This window comes from Thioclava sp. UBA3469, from assembly GCF_002378135.1.
Lineage (GTDB): Bacteria > Pseudomonadota > Alphaproteobacteria > Rhodobacterales > Rhodobacteraceae > Thioclava > Thioclava sediminum.
Window position 1 is genome coordinate 1 of sequence record NZ_DFRG01000192.1, and the last position, 18,648, is coordinate 18,648.

The following is an 18,648-nucleotide window of genomic DNA, read 5'->3' on the forward strand; positions in this document are numbered from 1 at the left end:
CTGAGCGAGCCTTGCGCGATGTTGACCGTCACGGCGGTCGGGCGCACGCCGAGGCCTAGCTGTACCCCGGCGGGAATGGTCGTGCCATCGGTCGCGTTGATCGTGCCGGGGCGGGTCGTCTGCTGGTAATGCAGATCGGCGAACTCGGCGCGGCGCGCGTTGTAGCCAGTGGTCGACATGTTCGCGAGATTGTTGGAAATCACCTCGACGCGCATCTGCTGCGCGCTCATGCCGGTGGCTGCGATCTGAAGAGCTCTCATCTCATGGGCCTCCTGTTAGCGGGCGAGCGTCTGGATGACGCCGCGGATTCGTTCGTCTTCGCGTTCGAGAAAGGCCTGGCCCATCTCATAGGCGCGCTGAACCTCGATCATGCGCGCGATCTCGGTGATCGGATCGACGTTGCTGTCTTCGAGAAACCCCTGCATCAGAACCGCGCCCTCCACCGGTTCGGCCCCGGCCTCCGCGGTGAAGCGAGTGCCGCCGACATGGCGCAATTCATTGGGATCGGTGGGAAGGTAGACGCCGACCTGCGCGATCGGCTGGCCGTTGTTCGAAAGTGTGCCATCGGCGGCGAGCGCGACCGAAGTCGCCCCTGAGGGGATCGCGACCGGGGTGCCACCGGAATCGAGCAGCCGGAACCCGTCGGGCGTGTGCAACTCGCCTTCAGCCGACGGGATGAAACTGCCAGCCCGCGTGAGCTGATTGCCCTGCGGGGTCTCGATCATGAAGAACCCCTCGCCCTCGATCGCGAAATCGAAGGTGCCGCCTGTCTGGGTCAGCCCGCCTTGGCTTCGATCGATCAGCCGACCATGCGCCCGCGCCATCGACAGCGAGGGTTCGTTGCCCTCCAGCCCCGAGAGATACTCGGAGAAAATCACGCCCTCGCGCCGGAAGCCCGTGGTCGAGACATTCGCGATATTGTTCGCAAGCGTCCGCATTTCGCGCATCAGGCCGGATTGCCGCGTGAGGGTGATATAGATTGCGTTATCCATCTTAGCCCCCGGCGACGATCGGCAGGATGGTGCGGGTAAAGAACTCCACCAGCTTTTCCGACATGAAGCTCATCGACACCCAGAACACGACGAGCATCGCCCCCACTTTGGGCACGAAAGTCAGCGTCATTTCCTGCACCGAGGTCAGCGCCTGAAAGAGGCCGATCGTGACCCCCGCGACCAGCGCGACCGACAGGAGCGGCGCCGCGATCAGCACGGCGATCCACAAGCCCTGCCGGAGCGTGTCGAAGAAAATCGCGTCCTGCATCAGACCGGCATCCTGAGAATTTCCTGATAGGCCTCGACGACCTTGTTGCGGACGGTCACCGCCGCCTCGATCGCGAGTTCCGTCTGGGCGAGCGCCTGCACCAGCGCATGCGGATCGGCCTGTCCCGCCATCGCGGCTTTGGCAGTATCTTCGCCCGCCTTGACCGCATCGACGAATGAATTCGCCGCCTGTTCGAAAAGGGAGCCCGGCCCGGAACCGCCCGCTTCCGGCGGGACAGCAGCCCGGGCCTGGGCGTAGCTTTGTGTTGCAAGGGAGGTGTTCAAATCCATTCTAGATCTCCTCGGTCTTTAGCGGCGAAGCAGTTCGAGCAGGGAGGCCGACATTTGCCGGGCCTGATCGAACATGCGCAAATTCGCCTCGTAGCTGCGCTGCGCTTCGCGCGCGTCAGCGATTTCGACCACCAGATCGACATTCGAGCCGTCGTAGTAGCCGTTCTCGTCGGCCATCGGATGGCCAGGTTCGTAGATTTGGGTGAGTTCGGATCGGTCGAGCCGCACCGGGCCAAGGGTGACCTCTCCGGTGGGAGCACCTTCGGAGACGACCTTCTCGAAGCCCGCAATCTTGCGGTGATAGCCGGGCGTATCGGCATTCGCGATATTCTCGGAGCTGTGCCGAAGCCGCATCGCCTGCGCCTTCATGCCCGAGGCGGACAGCGCCATGGATTGGGTAAAATCGCTCATCTTCAGCCCCTCCCGAGCGAACTGCGCAGGATGTTGAGCGAAGAGCGGTAGATCGCGAGCGACAGGTCATGCTCGCGTTTCACCTCGACCGAGCGGACCATCTCTTCTTCGAGCGAGACCGAATTGCCGTCGGGCGAGGTGACACCGGGAGAGGCGATCACCTCGGGCGCGGTGGTGATCGTCGCCGAGGCGTCGATGTGACCGGACCGCGTCGCCCTCAGAGCACCGCCACCCTCGCTGCGATAGAGGTCTTCGAAAGCCGGCAGGTCACGCGCCGCATAGCCGGGCGTGTCCGCATTGGCGATATTCTCCGCAACCGCGTTCTGGCGGGCTGCGGCGTGGGTGGCCATCGCACTGGCCATTTTCATGATCTCAATCTTCTCGAACATCGGGGCTTCTCCTCCGAGCTATCAACCAAGCTTTAAGAGCGAATCGTTTAGAAAACGTTTCGAGAACATCGGAGGCCAGAATGGCATTTGCGGGATTCGACCTGTTGCGCGCCGAAATGCGCGGTATCGCGAGCACCCATGCGGTCGGGCGCGTGCGCGAGGTGCGGCGCGGGATGATCAAGGTCAGCGGTCTGGCTCGTTCGGCGGCCCTTGGCGACCGCGCGACGATTCGCTGCCAAAGCGGGCGCGAAATCGGCGCGGAAGTTCTGTCGCTGACGCGCGGGGCGGTCACGGTGCTGCCCGACGGAGCCGCCGATGGCGTGGCGATCGACGACGAGGTAGAGCTGCTCGGTCAGGGCGGGATCGCCCCGCATGACAGCTGGGTCGGACGGATCATCGACCCGTTCGGAAGACCGCTCGACGGGCAACCGCTGATCCACGGCGCGTGCGAGCGCGACTTGCGCGCAAGCCCGCCGCCTGCCGCCCAGCGCAAGCGGTTGGGGTCTCGATTGGAGACGTCACTTGCCGCCTTCGACACGATGCTGCCGCTGGTCCAAGGCCAAAGGATCGGCCTCTTCGCGGGATCGGGCGTCGGGAAATCCTCGCTATTGGCGAGTTTCGCGCGCGGGGTGTCGGCCGATATCGTCGTCATCGCGCTGATCGGCGAACGCGGCCGGGAATTGCGGGAATTCGTCGAAAAGACCCTTGGCCCGGAGGGGATGGCCCGCGCGGTGATCGTCGCCGCCACCTCGGATCAGTCGCCGCTGGTGCGCCGTCGCTGCGCCTGGGCCGCGATGGCCGTGGCCGAGCATTTCCGCGATTCGGGCCAGCATGTGCTGTTCCTCGCCGACTCGATCACGCGTTTTGCCGAAGCCCATCGTGAGGTCGCTTTGGCCGGGGGCGAGCCCGCCTCGCTGCGTGGCTATCCACCCTCGACCTCCTATCAGATCATGGCCTTGGGCGAGCGCGCGGGCCCCGGCGCGGAGGGTCAGGGCGACATCACCGGCGTGTTCTCGGTCCTCGTGGCCGGTTCCGATATGGACGAGCCGATCGCCGATATCCTGCGCGGCGTGCTCGACGGGCATGTGGTGCTGGAGCGCGAGATCGCGGAGCGTGGGCGCTTTCCGGCGGTCAACATGCTGCGTTCAGTTTCGCGCTCGCTGCCCGACGCGGCGGATCCCGAGGAAAACCGGCTTATTGGCAAGGCGCGCAGCCTGCTTGGCGCCTATGACCGGGCCGAGATGATGATTCAGGCGGGGCTCTATGCGGAAGGCTCGGACCCGCGCATCGACGCGGCGATCAAGGTCTGGCCCGAGCTGGATACCTTCATTGCCGAACCCGCCCCCGACGGCATCGCGGGCAGTTTCGCGCGGCTGCGCACGATCCTCTCGCAGGTGCCGGGATAGAGCTTACATCAGGTCCCAAAGCAGCTTCGCGGCCAGCAGCGTCGAGGTCGTCACCAGCAGCGGTTTGATCAGCCGTGCGCCCACCCGCATCGCAAGCCGCGAGCCCAGCCGCGCCCCGGCGATCTGCGCCAGCCCCATCGCGATGCCGAGCACCCAGAGCGGCGAGCCGACCAGCAGGAACCCCGTCAGCCCCCCGATATTCGACGAGAAGTTCAGCAGTTTCGTATGCGCCGTCGCCTTCAGCACGCCGTAGCCTGCCAGCGTCACGAAACCGATCATGAAGAACGACCCCGTCCCCGGCCCGATCAGCCCGTCATAAAAACCGATCACCGGCACGAAGGCGGCGGTGAACAGGCCGGGCCGAATGCGCTGCACCCGATCCGTGTCATCCAAACCGGGCCGCAACGCGAAGAATGCGGCGATCGCGACGAGGATGAACGGCAGGGCGATCTCGATCTTGTCGGTCGGGATGCGCGACACGAGAAGCGCGCCAGCCAGCCCGCCAAGGAACCCGATCACCGCCGCCAATAGCTGTTTGCGCAGCACCACATGGCCCGAGGCTGCGTAGGAAATCGCCGCCGTCGCCGCGCCGAACGTGCCCTGAATCTTGTTCGTCGCCAGCGACTGCACCGGCGGCACACCCGCCAGCAAAAGCGCCGGCACCGTGATCAGCCCGCCGCCGCCCGCGATGGAATCGACCACCCCCGCCGCGAAGGCCGCGCCGATCAGCATCACCACCAGATCGAGAGGAAGTTCAAACATTTGCACCCCGGTCAGAAGACAGCCGCCTCTTGTCCTGCCCGCGCCGCGAAAAGTAAAGCCGTTGCCTCACCAGGGCCGCAGCCGCTATCACCGAAGCTCAGCCTTGCGGAAGACCCAGATGACCCAATCGCCCCTTGCAGCCGCCCCGCTACTTGCGAGCCCCGCCCGGTGATCGCGCGCACGAACCGATATGCGCCGCTCGAGGCGTTCGCGGCCCCCGCGAAGCCCTATGCGCAGATCTGGCGCGGGATGCTGGGTCTCGGCGTGATCGTCGCCTTCTACCTGCTCAGCGGCTGGGCGATGATCCTGTTCTTCTCGTCGATGCTCGACGATTTCTCGATGCTTCGGCTGTTTCAGGAAATCGCCCATGGCTCGACGCCGCGTGGCCTCGCCATCCTGCTGGCAAGTTTCGCTCCGCTTCTGATCGCGACTTTCGTCGTCAGCCGCCACCTGCATCACCGCGCGCCCGCGACGCTGTTCGGACGGCGGAGCCTCGCCACCTTCACGAAGGTGCTGCCGGTTCTGCTGCTCTTCGCTCTTTTCTCCTTCGGGTTGACCCAGCTCAGCGAGGCCGCGGCGCGCTCCAACCCGCTGCTGCATGTTCTGAGCTGGGCGCCGATCGCGCTGCCGCTTCTGTTCGTTCAGATCGCGACCGAGGAGGTGCTGTTTCGCGGCTATCTCCTGCAGCAACTCGCGGCGCGCTGGCGCAGCCCCCTGATCTGGATGGTCCTGCCCTCCGCGCTTTTCGGGGCGCTGCACTATTCGCCCGGCGCGTATGGCAGTAACGCGCTCTGGCCCGCGCTCTGGGCTTTCGGCTTCGGCTGCCTCGCAAGCGACCTAACTGCGCGGACCGGCAATCTCGGCGCAGCCCTTGCGCTGCATTTCGCCAATAACTTCGGCTCGCTTTTCCTCGTCGGCTTCTACGGCCAGCTCGACGGGCTGGCGCTCTACACGATCGTGATCAACACGCGCGACCTTTGGGACCTCTTGCCGTGGCTTCTGCTGGACATGCTGCACCTGCTGATCGCGTGGTTGTTGATCCGCCTCACCCTCCGCGTCTGATTGCAATTCGTGCAGGGGCGGCGTATTTCAAGCCAAACCGACCCGCCCCAGCGAGAGGCTCATACGATGAACTGGATCACCAATTACGTCCGTCCTCGGATTAACTCGCTGTTTTCGCGCCGCGAAGTGCCCGAGAACCTTTGGACGAAATGTCCCGAATGCGGGACGATGCTGTTCCACCGGGAGCTGTCGGACAATCTCAACGTCTGCACCAATTGCGACCATCACCTCGCGATCACGCCCCGCGTGCGCTTCGAGGCGCTGTTCGACGGCGGTATCTTCTCCGAAGTGAAAGTGCCCGAGCCGATCACCGACCCGCTGCATTTCAAGGACCAGAAACGCTATCCGGACCGGATGAAGGCGGCGCAGAAATCGACCGGCGAGAAAGAGGCGATGCTGGTGGCCGAGGGCGAGATCGGGCGCACGCCGATCGTCGCGGCCGCGCAGGACTTCACCTTCATGGGCGGCTCGATGGGCATGTATGTCGGCAACGCGATCATCGCGGCAGCCGAACGTGCCGTGAAGCTCAAGCGCCCGCTGGTGCTGTTCTCGGCGGCTGGCGGCGCACGGATGCAGGAAGGTATCCTGTCGCTGATGCAGATGCCGCGCACCACCGTCGCCGTGCAGATGCTGAAAGAAGCGGGCCTTCCCTATATCGTCGTTCTGACCCATCCGACGACGGGCGGCGTGACCGCCTCCTACGCGATGCTAGGTGACGTGCATATCGCCGAGCCCAACGCACTGATCTGCTTCGCGGGCCCGCGCGTGATCGAACAGACCATCCGCGAGAAGCTGCCCGAGGGCTTCCAGCGCGCCGAATATCTGCTCGATCACGGGATGCTCGACCGCGTGACGCATCGCATGAAGATGCGCGACGAGCTGATCACTATCCTGCGCATGCTGATGAACCTGCCGCCTGCGGTGAAGGGCGATCTGCCCGCGCCGGAGAAAGCGCCCGAGGAAGCGGTTGCCGAGGCGGCTCCCGAGGCCGAGGCGAAGCCCAAGACCTGATCTTCGACTTGGCTGAAATATCCCGGGGGGCGGCATCAGCCGCGGGGGCAGCGCCCCCTCCCCGGTCCGCCATCTAAGGCCGGAGGGGCCAATGACGCAAAGCTCCGATGATATTCTCGACCGCCTGATGGCGCTGCATCCCAAGGTCATCGACCTGTCGCTCGACCGGATGGAGCGGCTGCTGGCCGATCTCGACCATCCCGAGCGCGACCTGCCGCCGGTGATCCATATCGCGGGCACCAATGGCAAGGGCTCGACTCAGGCGATGATCCGGGCCGGGCTGGAGGCTGCGGGCAAGCGCGTCCACGCCTATACCTCGCCGCATCTGGCACGCTTCCATGAACGTATCCGGATCGCCGGAGAGCTGATCTCCGAGACCGATCTGGCCGCGCTTCTCGATGAGGTCGAGGCGGCGAATGGCGGCAAGCCGATCACCTTCTTCGAGGTGACGACGGCGGCGGCGCTTCTGGCCTTCGCGCGGACCCCTGCGGATTACACGCTGCTGGAAGTGGGGCTTGGCGGGCGGCTCGACGCGACCAATGTTGTCGACACCCCCGCGCTGAGCATCATCACGCCGGTCTCGATCGACCATCAGCAATTCCTCGGCGAAACGCTGGCCGAGATCGCGGGCGAGAAGGCCGGGATCATCAAGCGCGGTGTGGCCTGCGTGGTCGGCCTCCAGCAGGAGGCCGCGCTCGACGTGATCGAGGCGCGGGCGGAAAAGCTGGGCGCGCCGCTTCTGGTGCATGGCCAGCATTGGCAGGTCTGGGAAGAGCGCGACCGGCTGATCTTCCAGGGCGAGAACGGGCTTCTCGATCTGCCGCTGCCGAACCTGCCCGGCCCGCATCAGATCGCGAATGCCGGGGCGGCGCTCGCGGCGTTGCGGCATCTGGGCTTTGACGAGGCCGCCTGCGAGGCGGCGGTGACGAAGGCCGAATGGCCCGCGCGGATGCAACGGCTGCGCCACGGACCGCTGGTGGACGGTGCGCCCGAGGCGGAGGTCTGGCTCGATGGCGGGCATAACCCGGCGGCGGGCGACATGATCGCCAAGACGCTCGGCGCGCTTCCGAAACGCCCGACCCATCTGATCTGCGGCATGCTCAACACCAAGGACGTGACCGGCTATCTGCGTCCGCTGGCGGATCACGCGGCGAGCCTGCTGGCCGTCTCGATCCCCGGCGAGGCGAACACGCTGCCCGCCGAAGACACCGCCGCGGCCGCGCGCGTGGTCGGCATAGAGGCCCGCCCTGCGGCCTCGGTCGGCTCGGCCATCGCGGGGATCGTCGCGATCCATCCCCATGCCCGCATCCTGATCTGCGGCTCGCTCTACCTCGCGGGCCGGGTGTTGCGCGACAACGGCTGAGGCTGCGGTCTCGCACGGAGTCTGTGCGAGGATACCGGTGGCTGACCTGCGCCCGCGCCCCTATCTTCGCGTGAACAGGAAAGGAGACCACCATGCAGCTTGAGCTTGGGATCGACACGTTCGGCGATGTGACGCGCGGGGAGGACGGCCTGCTGCGCAGCCATGCCGAGGTGATCCGCGACACGTTGGCCGAAGGCGAACTCGCCGATCAGGTCGGGCTCGACTATATCGGTCTGGGCGAACATCATCGCCCGGATTTCGCGATCTCCTCGACCGAGCCGATCCTATCGGCGATCCTTGCCCGCACCGAGAAGATCAAGGCGGGCACCTCCGTGACGGTGCTGTCCTCGGACGATCCGATCCGGATTTTCCAGCGTTTCGCGACGCTGAACGCGCTGGCGCCGGGGCGGGCCGAGATCACCATCGGGCGCGGCTCCTTTACCGAGAGCTTCCCGCTCTTCGGGCTCGACCTGAACGATTACGAGGCGCTGTTCACCGAGAAGTCGCAGATCCTTCATCTGCTGGCGACGCAGGGGAAGGTCAGCTTCGACGCCCAGATGCGCCCGCCGCTGAAGAACGTCACCGTCTATCCGCGCCCCGAGGCGCCGCTGCAGATCTGGCGCGGGGTCGGCGGGTCGCCGCAATCGGTGGTCGAGACCGCCGCGATGCAGATGGATCTGATGCTGGCGATCATCGGCGGGGATTCGACCCGGTTCAAACCGCATGTCGATCTCTATCACCGCGCGCATGACCAGATGGGCACCAAGCCGGGCAAGATCGGCGTCCACTCGCCCGGCCATATCGCCGAGACCGACGAGATCGCGCAGGAAGAGTTCTACGAAGGCTATGCGCGGATGCATGACATGATCGGGCGCTCGCGCGGTTGGCCGCCCTTCCGGCGCGAGGCCTACCTGTCGGAGATCGAGCATGGCTCGCTCTATGTCGGTAGCCCGGAAACCGTGGCGCGCAAGATCGCGCGGACGGTGAAAGCCTTGGGCCTGTCGCGGTTCACGCTGAAATATAGCGGCGGGCCGCAGAACCCCGCGCATCTGCGCAAGACGATCGAGCTTTACGGCACCAAGGTCCGGCCGCTTCTGGCGGAGATGCTGGCTTAAGCTTCCGCCGCCCAGCCGTCTGCCTGCATCTCGCGCAGGCGGCTGGCGGTGCGCTCGAATTCGAACGTGCCTTCGCCTTCGACATAAAGCCGCTCGGGCTCGTCCGCAGCCGAGCAGATCAGCCGGACCTTGCCCTCGTAGAGCGAGTCGATCAGCGTGACGAAGCGCTTCGCCTCATTGAAGTTCGAGGCCGAGAGCAGCGGAATATCGTCGAGCAGCAGCACCTTCACCGCATCCGCGATGGCGAGGTAATCCGCCGGACCGAGCGGCTGCGCGCAAAGATCCCAGAAGCTCGCGCGGCCGACCCCGTTGTGGAAATGCGGGATTTCGACCACGCGGCCTTTCACCGGGATGTCGAGCTTGCCGTGATGATCGCCCCCGGTCAGCTCATCCCAAAGCGCATCCATCTTCGCGCGCGCCTCGCGACCCGCAGGCGTGAAATAGACCTGTTGGCCTGCGAGACGGTTCTGCCGGTAATCGTTTTCGGAGGCCAGTTCGTAGATGTCGAGCTTCTCGCGGATCAGCCCGATAAAGGGCAGGAAAAGCTGGCGGTTGAGCCCGTTCTTGTAGAGGTCCTCGGGCACCCGGTTCGAGGTGGTGACGATGGTCACGCCCCGCTCGAACAGGGCCTCGAACAGACGACCCACGATCATCGCGTCGGCAATATCCGTGATCTGCATCTCGTCGAAGCACAGCAGCCGCAGCGAGCCCGCCACCTCTTCGGCCACGGGGCGCATCGCATCCACCGTATTGGCCCGGCGCGCATCGTCGAGCTTGCCTTGGACTTCCTGCATGAAAGCGTGGAAATGCACCCGGCGTTTCGGCACGTCGGTCTGGCCGAAGAACAGGTCCATCAGCATAGATTTCCCGCGCCCGACACCGCCCCAGATATAGAGGCCGCGCACGCCTTCGACCGGCTTGATCTTGCGCTTGAAGAGCCCGCGTTTCACCGGCTCGGGCGCAGGCGCCTCTTCCAGCGCGCGGCGCACACGCTCCAGTTCGGGCAGAATGGCGCGTTGGGCGGGGTCGGGGTTGAGGTCCCCGTTCTCCACCATGGACTCGTAAAACTCGGGCAGACTGCGTTTCATGACGTTCCGATATAGCGCGCTCACGGGATTGAAAAGCCCCGCGGCTTGCGCGAGCATCCGATCCGGAGGAGGACCCCATGGCCAAGGAATTACCGCTGCTCGGTGCTGCGCTGAGCCTCGATATGCTCGCGCATCATCGCGACTGGATTCTGAACGACCAGCGCGATCTCGAATTGCAGAGCTTCTGCTGGCCGAACGCCACGGATGCGGACCTGCGCAAGATGGTCGCGCGGACGAAAGAATTGCTCGACGGCTATACCGGACGGCTCGGGCTGCACGGGCCCTTCACCTCATTCAGTATCGACTGCGCCGATTCCGAGATTATCGAGGTCATCCGCGCCCGGATGCTGCGGGTGCTGGAGATCACGGCGGAGCTGGGCGGCGATCAGATGGTGATCCACTCGCCCTACACGCTCTGGAAGGAAGCCGACCTGGAGCAGAACCCCGCGAACGCGTTCATTCAGGTCGAACGCGTGCGCTATGTCCTGACCCCTGTGATCGAACGCGCCGAGGAGCTGGGCGTGACGCTGGTCATCGAGAACTGCGAGGACATCACGCCGAGCCTGCGTGTCGAACTCGCCGCGAAGATGAAGAGCAAAGCGGTGAAGGTCTCACTCGATACCGGCCATGCGCAGTTCATGCATCGCCGCTGCGGCGCGCCGCCGGTCGATGTGTTCGTCCATGCGGCGGGCGCGGCGCTGGAGCATGTCCACCTGCAGGATATCGACGGCTATGGCGACCGGCACTGGCACCCCGGCGAAGGCACGATCGCGTGGCATTCGGTGTTCAAGGCGCTTGGCAAGCTGCCGAAGATGCCGCGCCTGATTTTGGAAGTGAACGACGAGATTGGCGTGCGAAAAGGCGCGGAATATCTGGAGTCTCAGGGACTGGCGCGGTAACGGCTACGTGCGGCCCCGGCCCTCTCCTTGTGAAGCGTGGGGGCAAAGCGTAATCTCTGCGCCGCAGAAAAGCCGACAGGAGTTCTTATGGCCAAACCGACCCCGCAACGTCTTCACCTCGTCTTCGGCGGCGAGCTGGTGACCCCGAGCCGCACCGAATTCAAGAATGTCGACGATATCCATATCGTCGGGATGTATCCGAACTATGCCTCCGCCTATGCCGCGTGGAAGGCCGAGGCGCAGCGCACCGTCGACGACGCCCATACCCGTTACTTCATCGCGCACCTGCATCGCCTGCGCGACGAGGAGCTCGAAGTGTCGACCACCGAAGAGCTCGGCAACTAAGGCTGGCATGGCGCGCTCTCTTCCTCTCTGGCTCAGGCTGCAACTCTCCGCCTTGCGTCCTGCGGGACCCAAGGCGAAAGCCGCGGTCGAGGCCGGTCAGGGGGAGGATCGCGCCGACGCCCCGCTGCTGTGGATCTGGGCTGCGGGGAAATGCGCGGAAGCCGCCGGGCTGGTCGCGCGCAGGGTGGCCGCGCGGATGCCCGATATCCGCATTGCAATGACGGTGCGCGGCGCGGAAGATCCGCCGGACGGTCTGCCCGAAGAGGTCTATTTCCGGCCCACCCCCGAGGATCGTCCCGCGTCCGTCCGTCTGGTGCTGGATGCGTGGCGCCCCGATCTCGTGCTCATCATGGACGACTTGCTGCCCGCCGCCCTGATCGCGGAGACGCAGAAACGCGGCATCGCCAGCGTTCTGGCCGATGCGAAACTCGGCGGTCAGGATGGGCTGCGCCTCGATGACGTCTCGCTGACGCTGCTGGGCCGGATCGACCGCATCTACCTGCGCGACGAGGCGAGCCTCGAACGGGTGGGCGACCGGCTGAACGGGCCGGTCATCGTGGTCAATGACGGTGCGCTCGGCGAGCCGCCGCAGCCGCTTTACGGCTCCGAGGCAGAGCGCGCCTCGATGGCCGAGTCGATGGGCGCGCGCCCGGTCTGGCTCGCCGCCGCCGTGCCCGAGGCCGAAATCGGCCCGGTGACGGCGGCGCATCGCTACGCCCAGCGCCATGCGCATCGGCTGCTGCTTCTGCTTGCGCCGGATGACGAATCCCAAGGCGAGGCCCTTGCCGCGCAGCTGACCGCCGAGGGCTGGTCGGTCGCGCGCCGGTCGCTCGAGGGCGAACCGGAACTGACGACCGAGATTTTCATCGCCGACGACGCGATGGAATACGGGCTTTGGTACCGGCTGGCCGCGCTGAGCTATATGGGCGGCACCTTGTCAGGGACGGCGCAGGCGCCGCGCTCCCCGGTCGAGGCGGCGGCGCTTGGTTCGGCGATCCTGCATGGTCCCAAGCTCGTCCCGTTTCGCGAAGATTACCTGCGGCTCGAGGCGGCGAAAGCCTGCCGCGGCGTCGTGGTGCCCGAGGATCTGCCCGAAGTGGTCGCGGACCTGATCGCGCCGGAACGCTCTGCGCAGCTGGCCCATAACGCCTGGGCGGTGACTTCGGGCGGCGCCGGCGCGGTGGAGACCATCGCCCGCGATCTGGCAGAGATTCTGTCGGGCACCCAGCCCGCGCGGGTGGCGTGATGGGCGCGCCCGGCTTCTGGTTCAACGCCCCCGCCGCGCCGGGCCTGCGCGCGCGCCTGCTGTCGCCGCTTGGCGCGATTTACGCGGCAATGACGAAGCGGCGCGTGGCGCAGCCGGGGCTGCGGCTCGACGTGCCGGTGATCTCGGTCGGCAACATCAACGCGGGCGGGACCGGCAAGACGCCGACGGTGATCTGGCTGGTGCAACGGCTGGCCGCGCGCGGTGTAACGGCCCATGTGGTCACGCGCGGCTATGGCGGGTCGCTCGAAGGGCCGGTGCAGGTCGATGAGCGCAGCCACCGCGCCGAAGAGACCGGGGACGAGCCGCTGCTGCTGTCCGCCTTCGCGCCGGTCTGGGTCGCGCGCGACCGCGCGGCGGGGGCGAGCGCCGCAGTCGCCGCCGGGGCGCAGGTGATCGTGCTCGACGACGCCCATCAGAACCCCGCATTGCAGAAAAACCTCTCGATCGTGGTGGTCGACGCGCATAAGGGCTTCGGCAACGGGCGCTGCCTGCCTGCCGGGCCGCTGCGCGAACCGATCGAGGCCGGAATGGCTCGCGCAGACTTTCTGCTGTCGATCGGGCCGGAAGCTGCGCAGGTTGAATTCTCTAATTTCTGGAGTTCCAGAATTTCGAAACCACATTTGACGGGACAGCTCGCTCCGCTGCAGACGGGCATGGATTGGGAGGGCCTTCCCGTCCTCGCCTTCGCAGGCATCGGCCATCCCGAAAAGTTCTTTGCCACCCTGCGCGGTCTCGGCGCGGAGCTGCTGCGCGGCGAGGCGCTGGAAGATCACCAGCCTTTCACGACGCGTCTGTTGCAGCGCATCGAGGCAGAGGCCGACACGCTCGGCGCGCAGATGGTGACGACCGAAAAGGACGCGGTCCGCCTGCCGGAAAGCTTCCGCCCGAAGGTACTCGCCCTGCCGGTGCGGCTCGAGATAGACGACCCCACAGCGCTCGACGCAGCGCTCGACCGGCTCGGGATATGAAAAAGGCCGGCCCCACGGGACCGGCCTTCTCAACATCTGTCGCCGGGATCAGTTGGCTTGCTTCGCCAGCTCGTCGTCGAGGATTTTCTTGAAGTCGTCCCAAGCCATGTTGGAATGCTTCTCGCCGTCGATGATGAAGGTCGGCGTCGCGTCGATCTTGTCGTCGCCCGCGTTCTTCTGGAAGGTCGCGACCATCCGCTCGGCGCGCTTTTCGTCGTTCATGCAGGCGGTGACCTGATCGTTGCTCAGCCCGGCCTGCAGGCCGATCTTGCGCAGGTTGTCCGCGATGGTCTGCGGCTTGCCGTCGCCGATCCAGTCCTTCTGCTTGTTATAGATCATGTCCGAGATCGCGTAATATTTCGGATCGCCGCCACATTGCGCGATCAGACCGGCCCAGACGCCGAACTTGTCGAAATAGACCTCGCGCTGGATGAACTTCACCTTGCCGGTGTCGATGTAGTTCTTCTTAAGCTGCGGATACTCGACCTTGTGCCATTCGGCACAGTGCGGGCAGGTGTAGGAGGCGTACTCGATCACGGTGACCGGCGCGTCTTCCTGACCCAGAACCACGTCGGGCAAAGTCTCGACATCTTTGTTCGCCGTTGCTTCCTGCGCTTGGGCCGCAGTGATCAGGCTCGCCTCGCTATGTTGGCTGGCATACCAGCCGCCCGTCGCGAGAAGCCCCATGACAGCCACGCCGCCGAGGATCGAAAGAGTTTTGCTCATCTATCTGCCTTTCTTATGTGCAGCCCGCTCTGCGGACTTCGATAGAACGTTTCTTGCCAGTTCTTCCAGCGCCGATTTGAGATCGGCATCGCCACAATCGGCCACCTGCGCCTTCGCCTCTTCGGCGACGCGGGGGTCCGGCTTGCGGGGTTCGGGTTTGGGTTTCGGTGCGAATTGCGCCTGACCTTCGGCAAAGCCGGTCGGCGCGGTCTGCGTCAGCGAGATGCGCGAGATCGCGTTATAGCCGTAGCAGGCATTCACCTTGTCGCGGATCTGCGGCAACTGCATCTGCAGCATGGGCGCCGCCGCTCCGGTCGTCAAAAGAGTAAGGGTCGCGCCGAAGCCGCCTTTGGTGTAGCCGATCTTCACCGGGCGGCATTGCGCGGCGGTGTCCGGGCCCACCACTTCCGCCCAATGGGTCAGCAGGCGCGAGACCGCAAAACCGCGCGCTTCACCCGCGGCGCGGATACGGTTGCGCAGCAGCCCGCCCGCGGCTTCAAAGCCACGCATTCGCCGGGAAGGCGTCTTTTGCGGGTCGCTTTTTTTCATTCGTGGGCGGTTCCTCTTGATCCATCCCATTCTAGGAAGCACATCGGGCCGGGCCAACCGGTCGGCAAGAGGGGAGCATAAACATTGCGTGACGGTAAAGGGGCAATCGGCGAAACCCTGCTCACCTGGTACGATACCCATGCCCGCATCATGCCGTGGCGCGTGTCGCCTGCGGATCGTGCAGAGGGCGAACGGCCCGATCCCTATCGCGTCTGGCTGTCCGAGGTGATGCTGCAGCAGACCACGGTCGCCGCCGTACGCGATTATTTCCGCCGCTTCACCGAGCGCTGGCCCGATGTGGGTGCACTCGCAGCAGCCGAGGATGGCGACGTGATGGCCGAATGGGCCGGGCTTGGCTATTACGCCCGCGCCCGCAACCTGCTGAAATGCGCGCGTGTCGTGGCGGGTGAGCTGGACGGGCGCTTCCCCGAGACGGCGGCAGAGCTGCAAAAGCTGCCCGGCATCGGCCCCTACACCTCCGCCGCGATCGCCGCCATCGCCTATGACGAGCCGGTCGCCGTGGTCGACGGCAATGTGGAGCGCGTCGTCTCGCGGCTTTTCTCGGTCGAAACGCCGCTTCCCGGCGCGAAGGCGGAGCTGACCGAATTGACGGCACAGATCACGCCCGAGGACCGACCCGGAGATTTCGCGCAGGCGATGATGGATCTGGGCGCGACGATCTGCACGCCGCGCAATCCGGCCTGTGGCATCTGCCCGCTCATTGATTCCTGCACCGCCCGCGCTGCCGGGATCGCCGAGACGCTGCCACGCAAAGCCCCGAAGAAGGAAAAGCCCACCCGCCGCGGCTTCGCCTATGTCGCGATGAACGGCCAGGGCGACGTGCTGCTGGAGCGCCGCCCCGACAAGGGGCTTCTGGGCGGCACGCTGGGCTTTCCCGGTTCGGACTGGTCCGACGCGCCGAGCCCGGCCCCGCCGATGCAGGCCGACTGGACGCTCTCTCCGGTCGAGGTGCGCCACACCTTCACCCATTTCCACCTGATCCTGCAGGTCCACGTCACCCGCACGGAGGCCCATGCCATGACCCCGCGCGCCGATTTCCGCCCCGGCGATCTGCCCACACTAATGCGCAAGGTCTGGGATGCGGCCCAAAGCGCCGAATGGCCGCAAGCTGAATGATTGTATCGGGTTAGCGTTCGGCTAGTATGACCGCGCCCGCATCGCTCACGAGGCCCCGATGTCCAGCCGCGACGAAATCCGCCGCCCCTCTCACGCCCTGCCCTTCTGGCTGTCGCTCGGCACCGTGCCGCTGGCGGGGATGGAGGCGTGGTTCGGCGGTTGGACCCTGATCCTGCTGCCCGCCTATGCGTGGTGGTTGACGACCGTGCTCGACCAGCTTCTGGGGCGCAACGAGGACCAGCCCGACACCGAGGCGCCTGAAGCCGAGTTGTTCTGGTATCGCGCGATTACGCTGATCTGGTTCCCGATTCAGGCGGCCGTGATCTTCGGCACGATCTGGTGGGTGACGCATACGACCGATCTGAACGGCTTCGAGATCGTCGCCCTGATGTTCGGCGTGGGCGTGATCTCGGGCACGATCGGCATCGTCTATGCCCACGAGCTGCTGCATCAGAAAAGCCAGCTGGAGCGCTGGCTGGGCGATCTACTGTTGGCGAGCGTCCTTTACTCCCATTTCCGGACCGAGCATCTCCTGGTCCATCACCTCTGGGTCGGCACGCCCCGCGATGCGGTCTCGGCGCGCTACAACGAGGGGTTTCACCGCTTCTTCTGGCGGGTGATCTTTGAATGCCCCCGCTCCGCCTGGAGAGCCGAGAAACTGAAACTCAGCCGCGCGGACCGTCCGGTCTGGCACCGCTCCAACCCGTTCTGGCGCTACGCCGCATTGCAGGCGCTGGCGCTGATCGTGGCGGCGCTATTGGGTGGCTGGATGGGGCTCGGTCTGTTTCTGCTGCAGGCGCTCTTCGCGATCTGGCAGCTGGAACTGACCAACTATGTCGAGCATTACGGCCTGACCCGGCAATACAAGGGCGAAGGGCGCTATGAGCATGTCCTGCCCCGCCATAGCTGGAACGCCGATCACATGGCCTCGAACTGGCTGCTGATCAATTTGCAGCGCCATTCGGATCACCATTACAAACCCGACCGCCGCTTCCCGCTCCTGCAGACCTACGATGCCGAGGAAGCCCCGCAGCTGCCCTTCGGTTATCCCGGAATGACGGCGCTGGCGATGATCCCGCCGCTCTGGCGACGCCGGATGAACCCGCGCGTGCGGGCATGGCGGCGGAAATACTACCCGGATGTCGAGGATTGGACGCCCTATAACAAGGGCACGACGCCGCTACCGCGCGGCTCTTTCTGACGAGCCTCTTCCTCTTGGCAAAAATATCCCCGCCGGAGGCTCCCGCAGATGCCGCCAGCGCAGGCGTCAGGTCACGACGCGCATCGTCAGGTTGATCCGCCCGCCCTTCGGCATCAGCGGCGAAGTGCCGGGCTTCACGCGGTCGATGCCATGATAAAGCAGCCGCGCCTCGCCCCCCATCACCATCACATCGCCCGAGTGCAGCCAGATGCTTTCGGTCTTGCCACCGCGCGTCTTGTTCCCGATGCGGAACAGCCCGTCATCGCCCAGCGAGACCGAGACCACGGGCTGATCGAAATCCTGCTCGTCGCGGTCCTGATGCATGCCCATCTTCGCGCCTTCGCCGTAGAAGTTGATGAGACAGCATTCGGGGGCCCGCGGCGTCCCCGAAACCGCCTCCCAGATATCGAGGATCGGCTGCGGAATTGCGGGCCAGGGCTGGCCGTCGGGATGGGTCTCGGAATAGCGGTAGCCGCGCCGGTCGGAGATCCAGCCGAACCGCCCGGCCGACGTCATGCGCACCGACATCGACTTGCCGTAGGGTGTCATCGGCGAGAACAGCGGCGCCTGCGTCACGACACCGCGCAGCGTCTCGATCAGCGCCTTCTGCTCGTCGAGGTCCAGCCAGCCGGGATAATGCCGGAAGCCGCGAATCTCCTGCGGATCGGGCCGAGATATTGCGTGTTTCGGATTTTCTGTCATTTTCTCACCCTCTTCCTCGGGGGAGCCTTCTTGCAGCCCGATTTTCCCCTCCTTATATACGCTTCGAAGCCGAAGGCGGCTCACACCGCCAGATAGCAGAACATGAAACCGAAACCCAAGGGATAGGGGCCGGGGGCCTGAATGGACCCGTTCCCCGTCATATCGCCAAGAGAGGTAACATCATGGGTAAAGTCATTGGTATCGACCTCGGGACCACGAACTCCTGCGTCGCCATCATGGATGGCGCACAGCCCCGAGTGATTGAAAACTCCGAAGGGGCGCGCACCACCCCCTCGATCGTCGCCTATACGGACGACGAACGTCTGGTCGGCCAGCCGGCGAAACGTCAGGCGGTCACCAACCCCTCGAACACCGTTTTCGCTGTTAAGCGTCTGATCGGTCGCCGCACCACCGATGCGGAAGTCGAGAAGGACAAGAAACTCGTCCCCTACAACATCGTCGACGGCGGCAATGGCGACGCATGGGTCGAAGTGAAGGGCGACAAGTACTCCCCCGCACAGGTTTCGGCCGTGATTCTTCAGAAGATGAAGGAAACCGCCGAAAGCTATCTGGGTGAGGAAGTCACGCAGGCCGTCATTACCGTGCCCGCCTACTTCAACGACGCTCAGCGTCAGGCCACCAAGGACGCCGGCAAGATCGCCGGTCTCGAAGTGCTGCGCATCATCAACGAGCCGAC

The 18,648-nt window shown here is 65.2% G+C and carries 23 protein-coding genes; 12 read left to right on the forward strand and 11 right to left on the reverse strand.

Annotation, left to right across the window (positions count from 1 at the left end; translation table 11 throughout):
- From B3D39_RS13705 to B3D39_RS13730, 6 genes are all read right to left on the reverse strand, one after another.
- Positions 1 to 260 (reverse strand): flagellar basal body protein (locus tag B3D39_RS13705; protein ID WP_286789806.1); only part of this gene is annotated, 260 nt, incomplete at its 3' end.
- 15 nt (positions 261 to 275) lie between these two features.
- Entirely contained in the window at positions 276 to 992 is a 717-nt protein-coding gene (locus B3D39_RS13710) for a flagellar hook-basal body complex protein (RefSeq protein WP_274962481.1), read from the reverse strand.
- 1 nt (position 993) lies between these two features.
- Complete coding sequence (locus B3D39_RS13715) at positions 994 to 1,260, reverse strand: flagellar biosynthetic protein FliQ (RefSeq protein ID WP_078522260.1); 267 nt, start codon at positions 1,258 to 1,260, stop codon at positions 994 to 996.
- Positions 1,260 to 1,550: a flagellar hook-basal body complex protein FliE gene (fliE, locus tag B3D39_RS13720; RefSeq protein WP_274962480.1), complete on the reverse strand. Its 291-nt coding sequence runs from the start codon at positions 1,548 to 1,550 to the stop codon at positions 1,260 to 1,262. Before fliE ends, B3D39_RS13715 begins: the two co-directional genes overlap by 1 nt.
- 18 nt (positions 1,551 to 1,568) lie before the next feature.
- A complete protein-coding gene (flgC, locus tag B3D39_RS13725; protein ID WP_078602322.1) occupies positions 1,569 to 1,961 on the reverse strand; it encodes a flagellar basal body rod protein FlgC in 393 nt (130 codons plus the stop codon).
- 2 nt (positions 1,962 to 1,963) lie between these two features.
- The gene (locus tag B3D39_RS13730; RefSeq protein ID WP_078522259.1) at positions 1,964 to 2,350 is read right to left on the reverse strand and encodes a FlgB family protein; all 387 of its coding nucleotides are present in this window, start codon (positions 2,348 to 2,350) and stop codon (positions 1,964 to 1,966) included.
- Between the two features lie 80 nt (positions 2,351 to 2,430).
- Here B3D39_RS13730 and B3D39_RS13735 point away from each other — a divergent pair, with 80 nt between their 5' ends.
- Positions 2,431 to 3,756: a FliI/YscN family ATPase gene (locus B3D39_RS13735; protein ID WP_274962479.1), complete on the forward strand. Its 1,326-nt coding sequence runs from the start codon at positions 2,431 to 2,433 to the stop codon at positions 3,754 to 3,756.
- 3 nt (positions 3,757 to 3,759) lie between these two features.
- Here B3D39_RS13735 and B3D39_RS13740 read toward each other — a convergent pair whose 3' ends face one another.
- On the reverse strand, positions 3,760 to 4,518 hold the full coding sequence (locus B3D39_RS13740) for a TSUP family transporter (protein ID WP_075775250.1): 759 nt from the start codon (positions 4,516 to 4,518) through the stop codon (positions 3,760 to 3,762).
- Between the two features lie 168 nt (positions 4,519 to 4,686).
- On the opposite strand from B3D39_RS13740, the gene B3D39_RS13745 reads away from it, so the two are divergent.
- The 4 genes from B3D39_RS13745 (at position 4,687) to B3D39_RS13760 (ending at position 9,069) form a co-directional block, all read left to right on the forward strand.
- On the forward strand, positions 4,687 to 5,580 hold the full coding sequence (locus B3D39_RS13745) for a CPBP family intramembrane glutamic endopeptidase (protein WP_274962478.1): 894 nt from the start codon (positions 4,687 to 4,689) through the stop codon (positions 5,578 to 5,580).
- A 66-nt stretch (positions 5,581 to 5,646) separates the two neighbouring features.
- Entirely contained in the window at positions 5,647 to 6,591 is a 945-nt protein-coding gene (gene accD, locus B3D39_RS13750; RefSeq protein ID WP_078522256.1) for an acetyl-CoA carboxylase, carboxyltransferase subunit beta, read from the forward strand.
- 91 nt (positions 6,592 to 6,682) lie between these two features.
- Complete coding sequence (locus tag B3D39_RS13755) at positions 6,683 to 7,954, forward strand: bifunctional folylpolyglutamate synthase/dihydrofolate synthase (RefSeq protein ID WP_274962477.1); 1,272 nt, start codon at positions 6,683 to 6,685, stop codon at positions 7,952 to 7,954.
- Between the two features lie 92 nt (positions 7,955 to 8,046).
- On the forward strand, positions 8,047 to 9,069 hold the full coding sequence (locus B3D39_RS13760) for an LLM class flavin-dependent oxidoreductase (RefSeq protein ID WP_274962476.1): 1,023 nt from the start codon (positions 8,047 to 8,049) through the stop codon (positions 9,067 to 9,069).
- Here B3D39_RS13760 and zapE read toward each other — a convergent pair.
- Positions 9,066 to 10,157, reverse strand: a complete 1,092-nt coding sequence (gene zapE / locus B3D39_RS13765; RefSeq protein ID WP_274962475.1) for a cell division protein ZapE — start codon at positions 10,155 to 10,157, stop codon at positions 9,066 to 9,068. The genes B3D39_RS13760 and zapE overlap by 4 nt on opposite strands.
- 77 nt (positions 10,158 to 10,234) lie before the next feature.
- On the opposite strand from zapE, the gene B3D39_RS13770 reads away from it, so the two are divergent.
- The 4 genes from B3D39_RS13770 to lpxK all read left to right on the forward strand — a co-directional run bounded on the left by B3D39_RS13770 (position 10,235) and on the right by lpxK (position 13,636).
- Complete coding sequence (locus B3D39_RS13770; protein ID WP_274962474.1) at positions 10,235 to 11,056, forward strand: sugar phosphate isomerase/epimerase family protein; 822 nt, start codon at positions 10,235 to 10,237, stop codon at positions 11,054 to 11,056.
- A gap of 87 nt (positions 11,057 to 11,143) precedes the next feature.
- The gene (locus tag B3D39_RS13775) at positions 11,144 to 11,401 is read left to right on the forward strand and encodes a DUF4170 domain-containing protein (protein WP_078522252.1); all 258 of its coding nucleotides are present in this window, start codon (positions 11,144 to 11,146) and stop codon (positions 11,399 to 11,401) included.
- A gap of 7 nt (positions 11,402 to 11,408) precedes the next feature.
- Positions 11,409 to 12,647, forward strand: coding sequence for a 3-deoxy-D-manno-octulosonic acid transferase (locus tag B3D39_RS13780; protein ID WP_274962473.1), 1,239 nt, complete (start codon positions 11,409 to 11,411; stop codon positions 12,645 to 12,647).
- The gene (gene lpxK, locus B3D39_RS13785) at positions 12,647 to 13,636 is read left to right on the forward strand and encodes a tetraacyldisaccharide 4'-kinase (RefSeq protein ID WP_274962472.1); all 990 of its coding nucleotides are present in this window, start codon (positions 12,647 to 12,649) and stop codon (positions 13,634 to 13,636) included. Before B3D39_RS13780 ends, lpxK begins: the two co-directional genes overlap by 1 nt.
- A 48-nt stretch (positions 13,637 to 13,684) precedes the next feature.
- Here lpxK and B3D39_RS13790 read toward each other — a convergent pair whose 3' ends face one another.
- Together B3D39_RS13790 and B3D39_RS13795 are read right to left on the reverse strand one after the other, a co-directional pair.
- On the reverse strand, positions 13,685 to 14,362 hold the full coding sequence (locus B3D39_RS13790; RefSeq protein WP_274962471.1) for a DsbA family protein: 678 nt from the start codon (positions 14,360 to 14,362) through the stop codon (positions 13,685 to 13,687).
- Positions 14,363 to 14,872: a DUF721 domain-containing protein gene (locus B3D39_RS13795; protein ID WP_078570838.1), complete on the reverse strand. Its 510-nt coding sequence runs from the start codon at positions 14,870 to 14,872 to the stop codon at positions 14,363 to 14,365.
- Positions 14,873 to 14,995: 123 nt separating this feature from the next.
- Here B3D39_RS13795 and mutY point away from each other — a divergent pair, with 123 nt between their 5' ends.
- Both mutY and B3D39_RS13805 read left to right on the forward strand, forming a co-directional pair.
- Positions 14,996 to 16,048 carry an A/G-specific adenine glycosylase gene (gene mutY, locus B3D39_RS13800; protein WP_274962470.1) on the forward strand — a complete coding sequence of 351 codons (1,053 nt, stop codon included), beginning with the start codon at positions 14,996 to 14,998 and terminating at the stop codon, positions 16,046 to 16,048.
- 58 nt (positions 16,049 to 16,106) lie between these two features.
- Positions 16,107 to 17,249, forward strand: coding sequence for an alkane 1-monooxygenase (locus tag B3D39_RS13805; RefSeq protein ID WP_274962469.1), 1,143 nt, complete (start codon positions 16,107 to 16,109; stop codon positions 17,247 to 17,249).
- 66 nt (positions 17,250 to 17,315) lie between these two features.
- On the opposite strand, the gene B3D39_RS13810 is transcribed toward B3D39_RS13805, so the two are convergent.
- A complete protein-coding gene (locus B3D39_RS13810; protein WP_274962468.1) occupies positions 17,316 to 17,951 on the reverse strand; it encodes an alpha-ketoglutarate-dependent dioxygenase AlkB family protein in 636 nt (211 codons plus the stop codon).
- 182 nt (positions 17,952 to 18,133) lie between these two features.
- Here B3D39_RS13810 and B3D39_RS13815 point away from each other — a divergent pair.
- The coding region (locus B3D39_RS13815; protein WP_286789807.1) for an Hsp70 family protein at positions 18,134 to 18,648 on the forward strand (515 nt) is incomplete at its 3' end.

What these genes read in the sequence shown, in the direction of transcription:
- zapE (WP_274962475.1), bottom strand. Translation starts at nt 10,157, where the DNA reads ATGAAACGCAGTCTGCCCGAGTTTTACGAGTCCATGGTGGAGAACGGG.
- B3D39_RS13775 (WP_078522252.1), top strand. Translation starts at nt 11,144, where the DNA reads ATGGCCAAACCGACCCCGCAACGTCTTCACCTCGTCTTCGGCGGCGAG.
- B3D39_RS13710 (WP_274962481.1), bottom strand. Translation starts at nt 992, where the DNA reads ATGGATAACGCAATCTATATCACCCTCACGCGGCAATCCGGCCTGATG.
- accD (WP_078522256.1), top strand. Translation starts at nt 5,647, where the DNA reads ATGAACTGGATCACCAATTACGTCCGTCCTCGGATTAACTCGCTGTTT.
- B3D39_RS13790 (WP_274962471.1), bottom strand. Translation starts at nt 14,362, where the DNA reads ATGAGCAAAACTCTTTCGATCCTCGGCGGCGTGGCTGTCATGGGGCTT.
- B3D39_RS13770 (WP_274962474.1), top strand. Translation starts at nt 10,235, where the DNA reads ATGGCCAAGGAATTACCGCTGCTCGGTGCTGCGCTGAGCCTCGATATG.
- B3D39_RS13760 (WP_274962476.1), top strand. Translation starts at nt 8,047, where the DNA reads ATGCAGCTTGAGCTTGGGATCGACACGTTCGGCGATGTGACGCGCGGG.
- B3D39_RS13810 (WP_274962468.1), bottom strand. Translation starts at nt 17,951, where the DNA reads ATGACAGAAAATCCGAAACACGCAATATCTCGGCCCGATCCGCAGGAG.
- B3D39_RS13715 (WP_078522260.1), bottom strand. Translation starts at nt 1,260, where the DNA reads ATGCAGGACGCGATTTTCTTCGACACGCTCCGGCAGGGCTTGTGGATC.
- B3D39_RS13730 (WP_078522259.1), bottom strand. Translation starts at nt 2,350, where the DNA reads ATGTTCGAGAAGATTGAGATCATGAAAATGGCCAGTGCGATGGCCACC.
- B3D39_RS13780 (WP_274962473.1), top strand. Translation starts at nt 11,409, where the DNA reads ATGGCGCGCTCTCTTCCTCTCTGGCTCAGGCTGCAACTCTCCGCCTTG.
- fliE (WP_274962480.1), bottom strand. Translation starts at nt 1,550, where the DNA reads ATGGATTTGAACACCTCCCTTGCAACACAAAGCTACGCCCAGGCCCGG.
- B3D39_RS13735 (WP_274962479.1), top strand. Translation starts at nt 2,431, where the DNA reads ATGGCATTTGCGGGATTCGACCTGTTGCGCGCCGAAATGCGCGGTATC.
- flgC (WP_078602322.1), bottom strand. Translation starts at nt 1,961, where the DNA reads ATGAGCGATTTTACCCAATCCATGGCGCTGTCCGCCTCGGGCATGAAG.
- B3D39_RS13795 (WP_078570838.1), bottom strand. Translation starts at nt 14,872, where the DNA reads ATGCGTGGCTTTGAAGCCGCGGGCGGGCTGCTGCGCAACCGTATCCGC.
- lpxK (WP_274962472.1), top strand. Translation starts at nt 12,647, where the DNA reads ATGGGCGCGCCCGGCTTCTGGTTCAACGCCCCCGCCGCGCCGGGCCTG.
- B3D39_RS13805 (WP_274962469.1), top strand. Translation starts at nt 16,107, where the DNA reads ATGTCCAGCCGCGACGAAATCCGCCGCCCCTCTCACGCCCTGCCCTTC.
- B3D39_RS13740 (WP_075775250.1), bottom strand. Translation starts at nt 4,518, where the DNA reads ATGTTTGAACTTCCTCTCGATCTGGTGGTGATGCTGATCGGCGCGGCC.
- B3D39_RS13755 (WP_274962477.1), top strand. Translation starts at nt 6,683, where the DNA reads ATGACGCAAAGCTCCGATGATATTCTCGACCGCCTGATGGCGCTGCAT.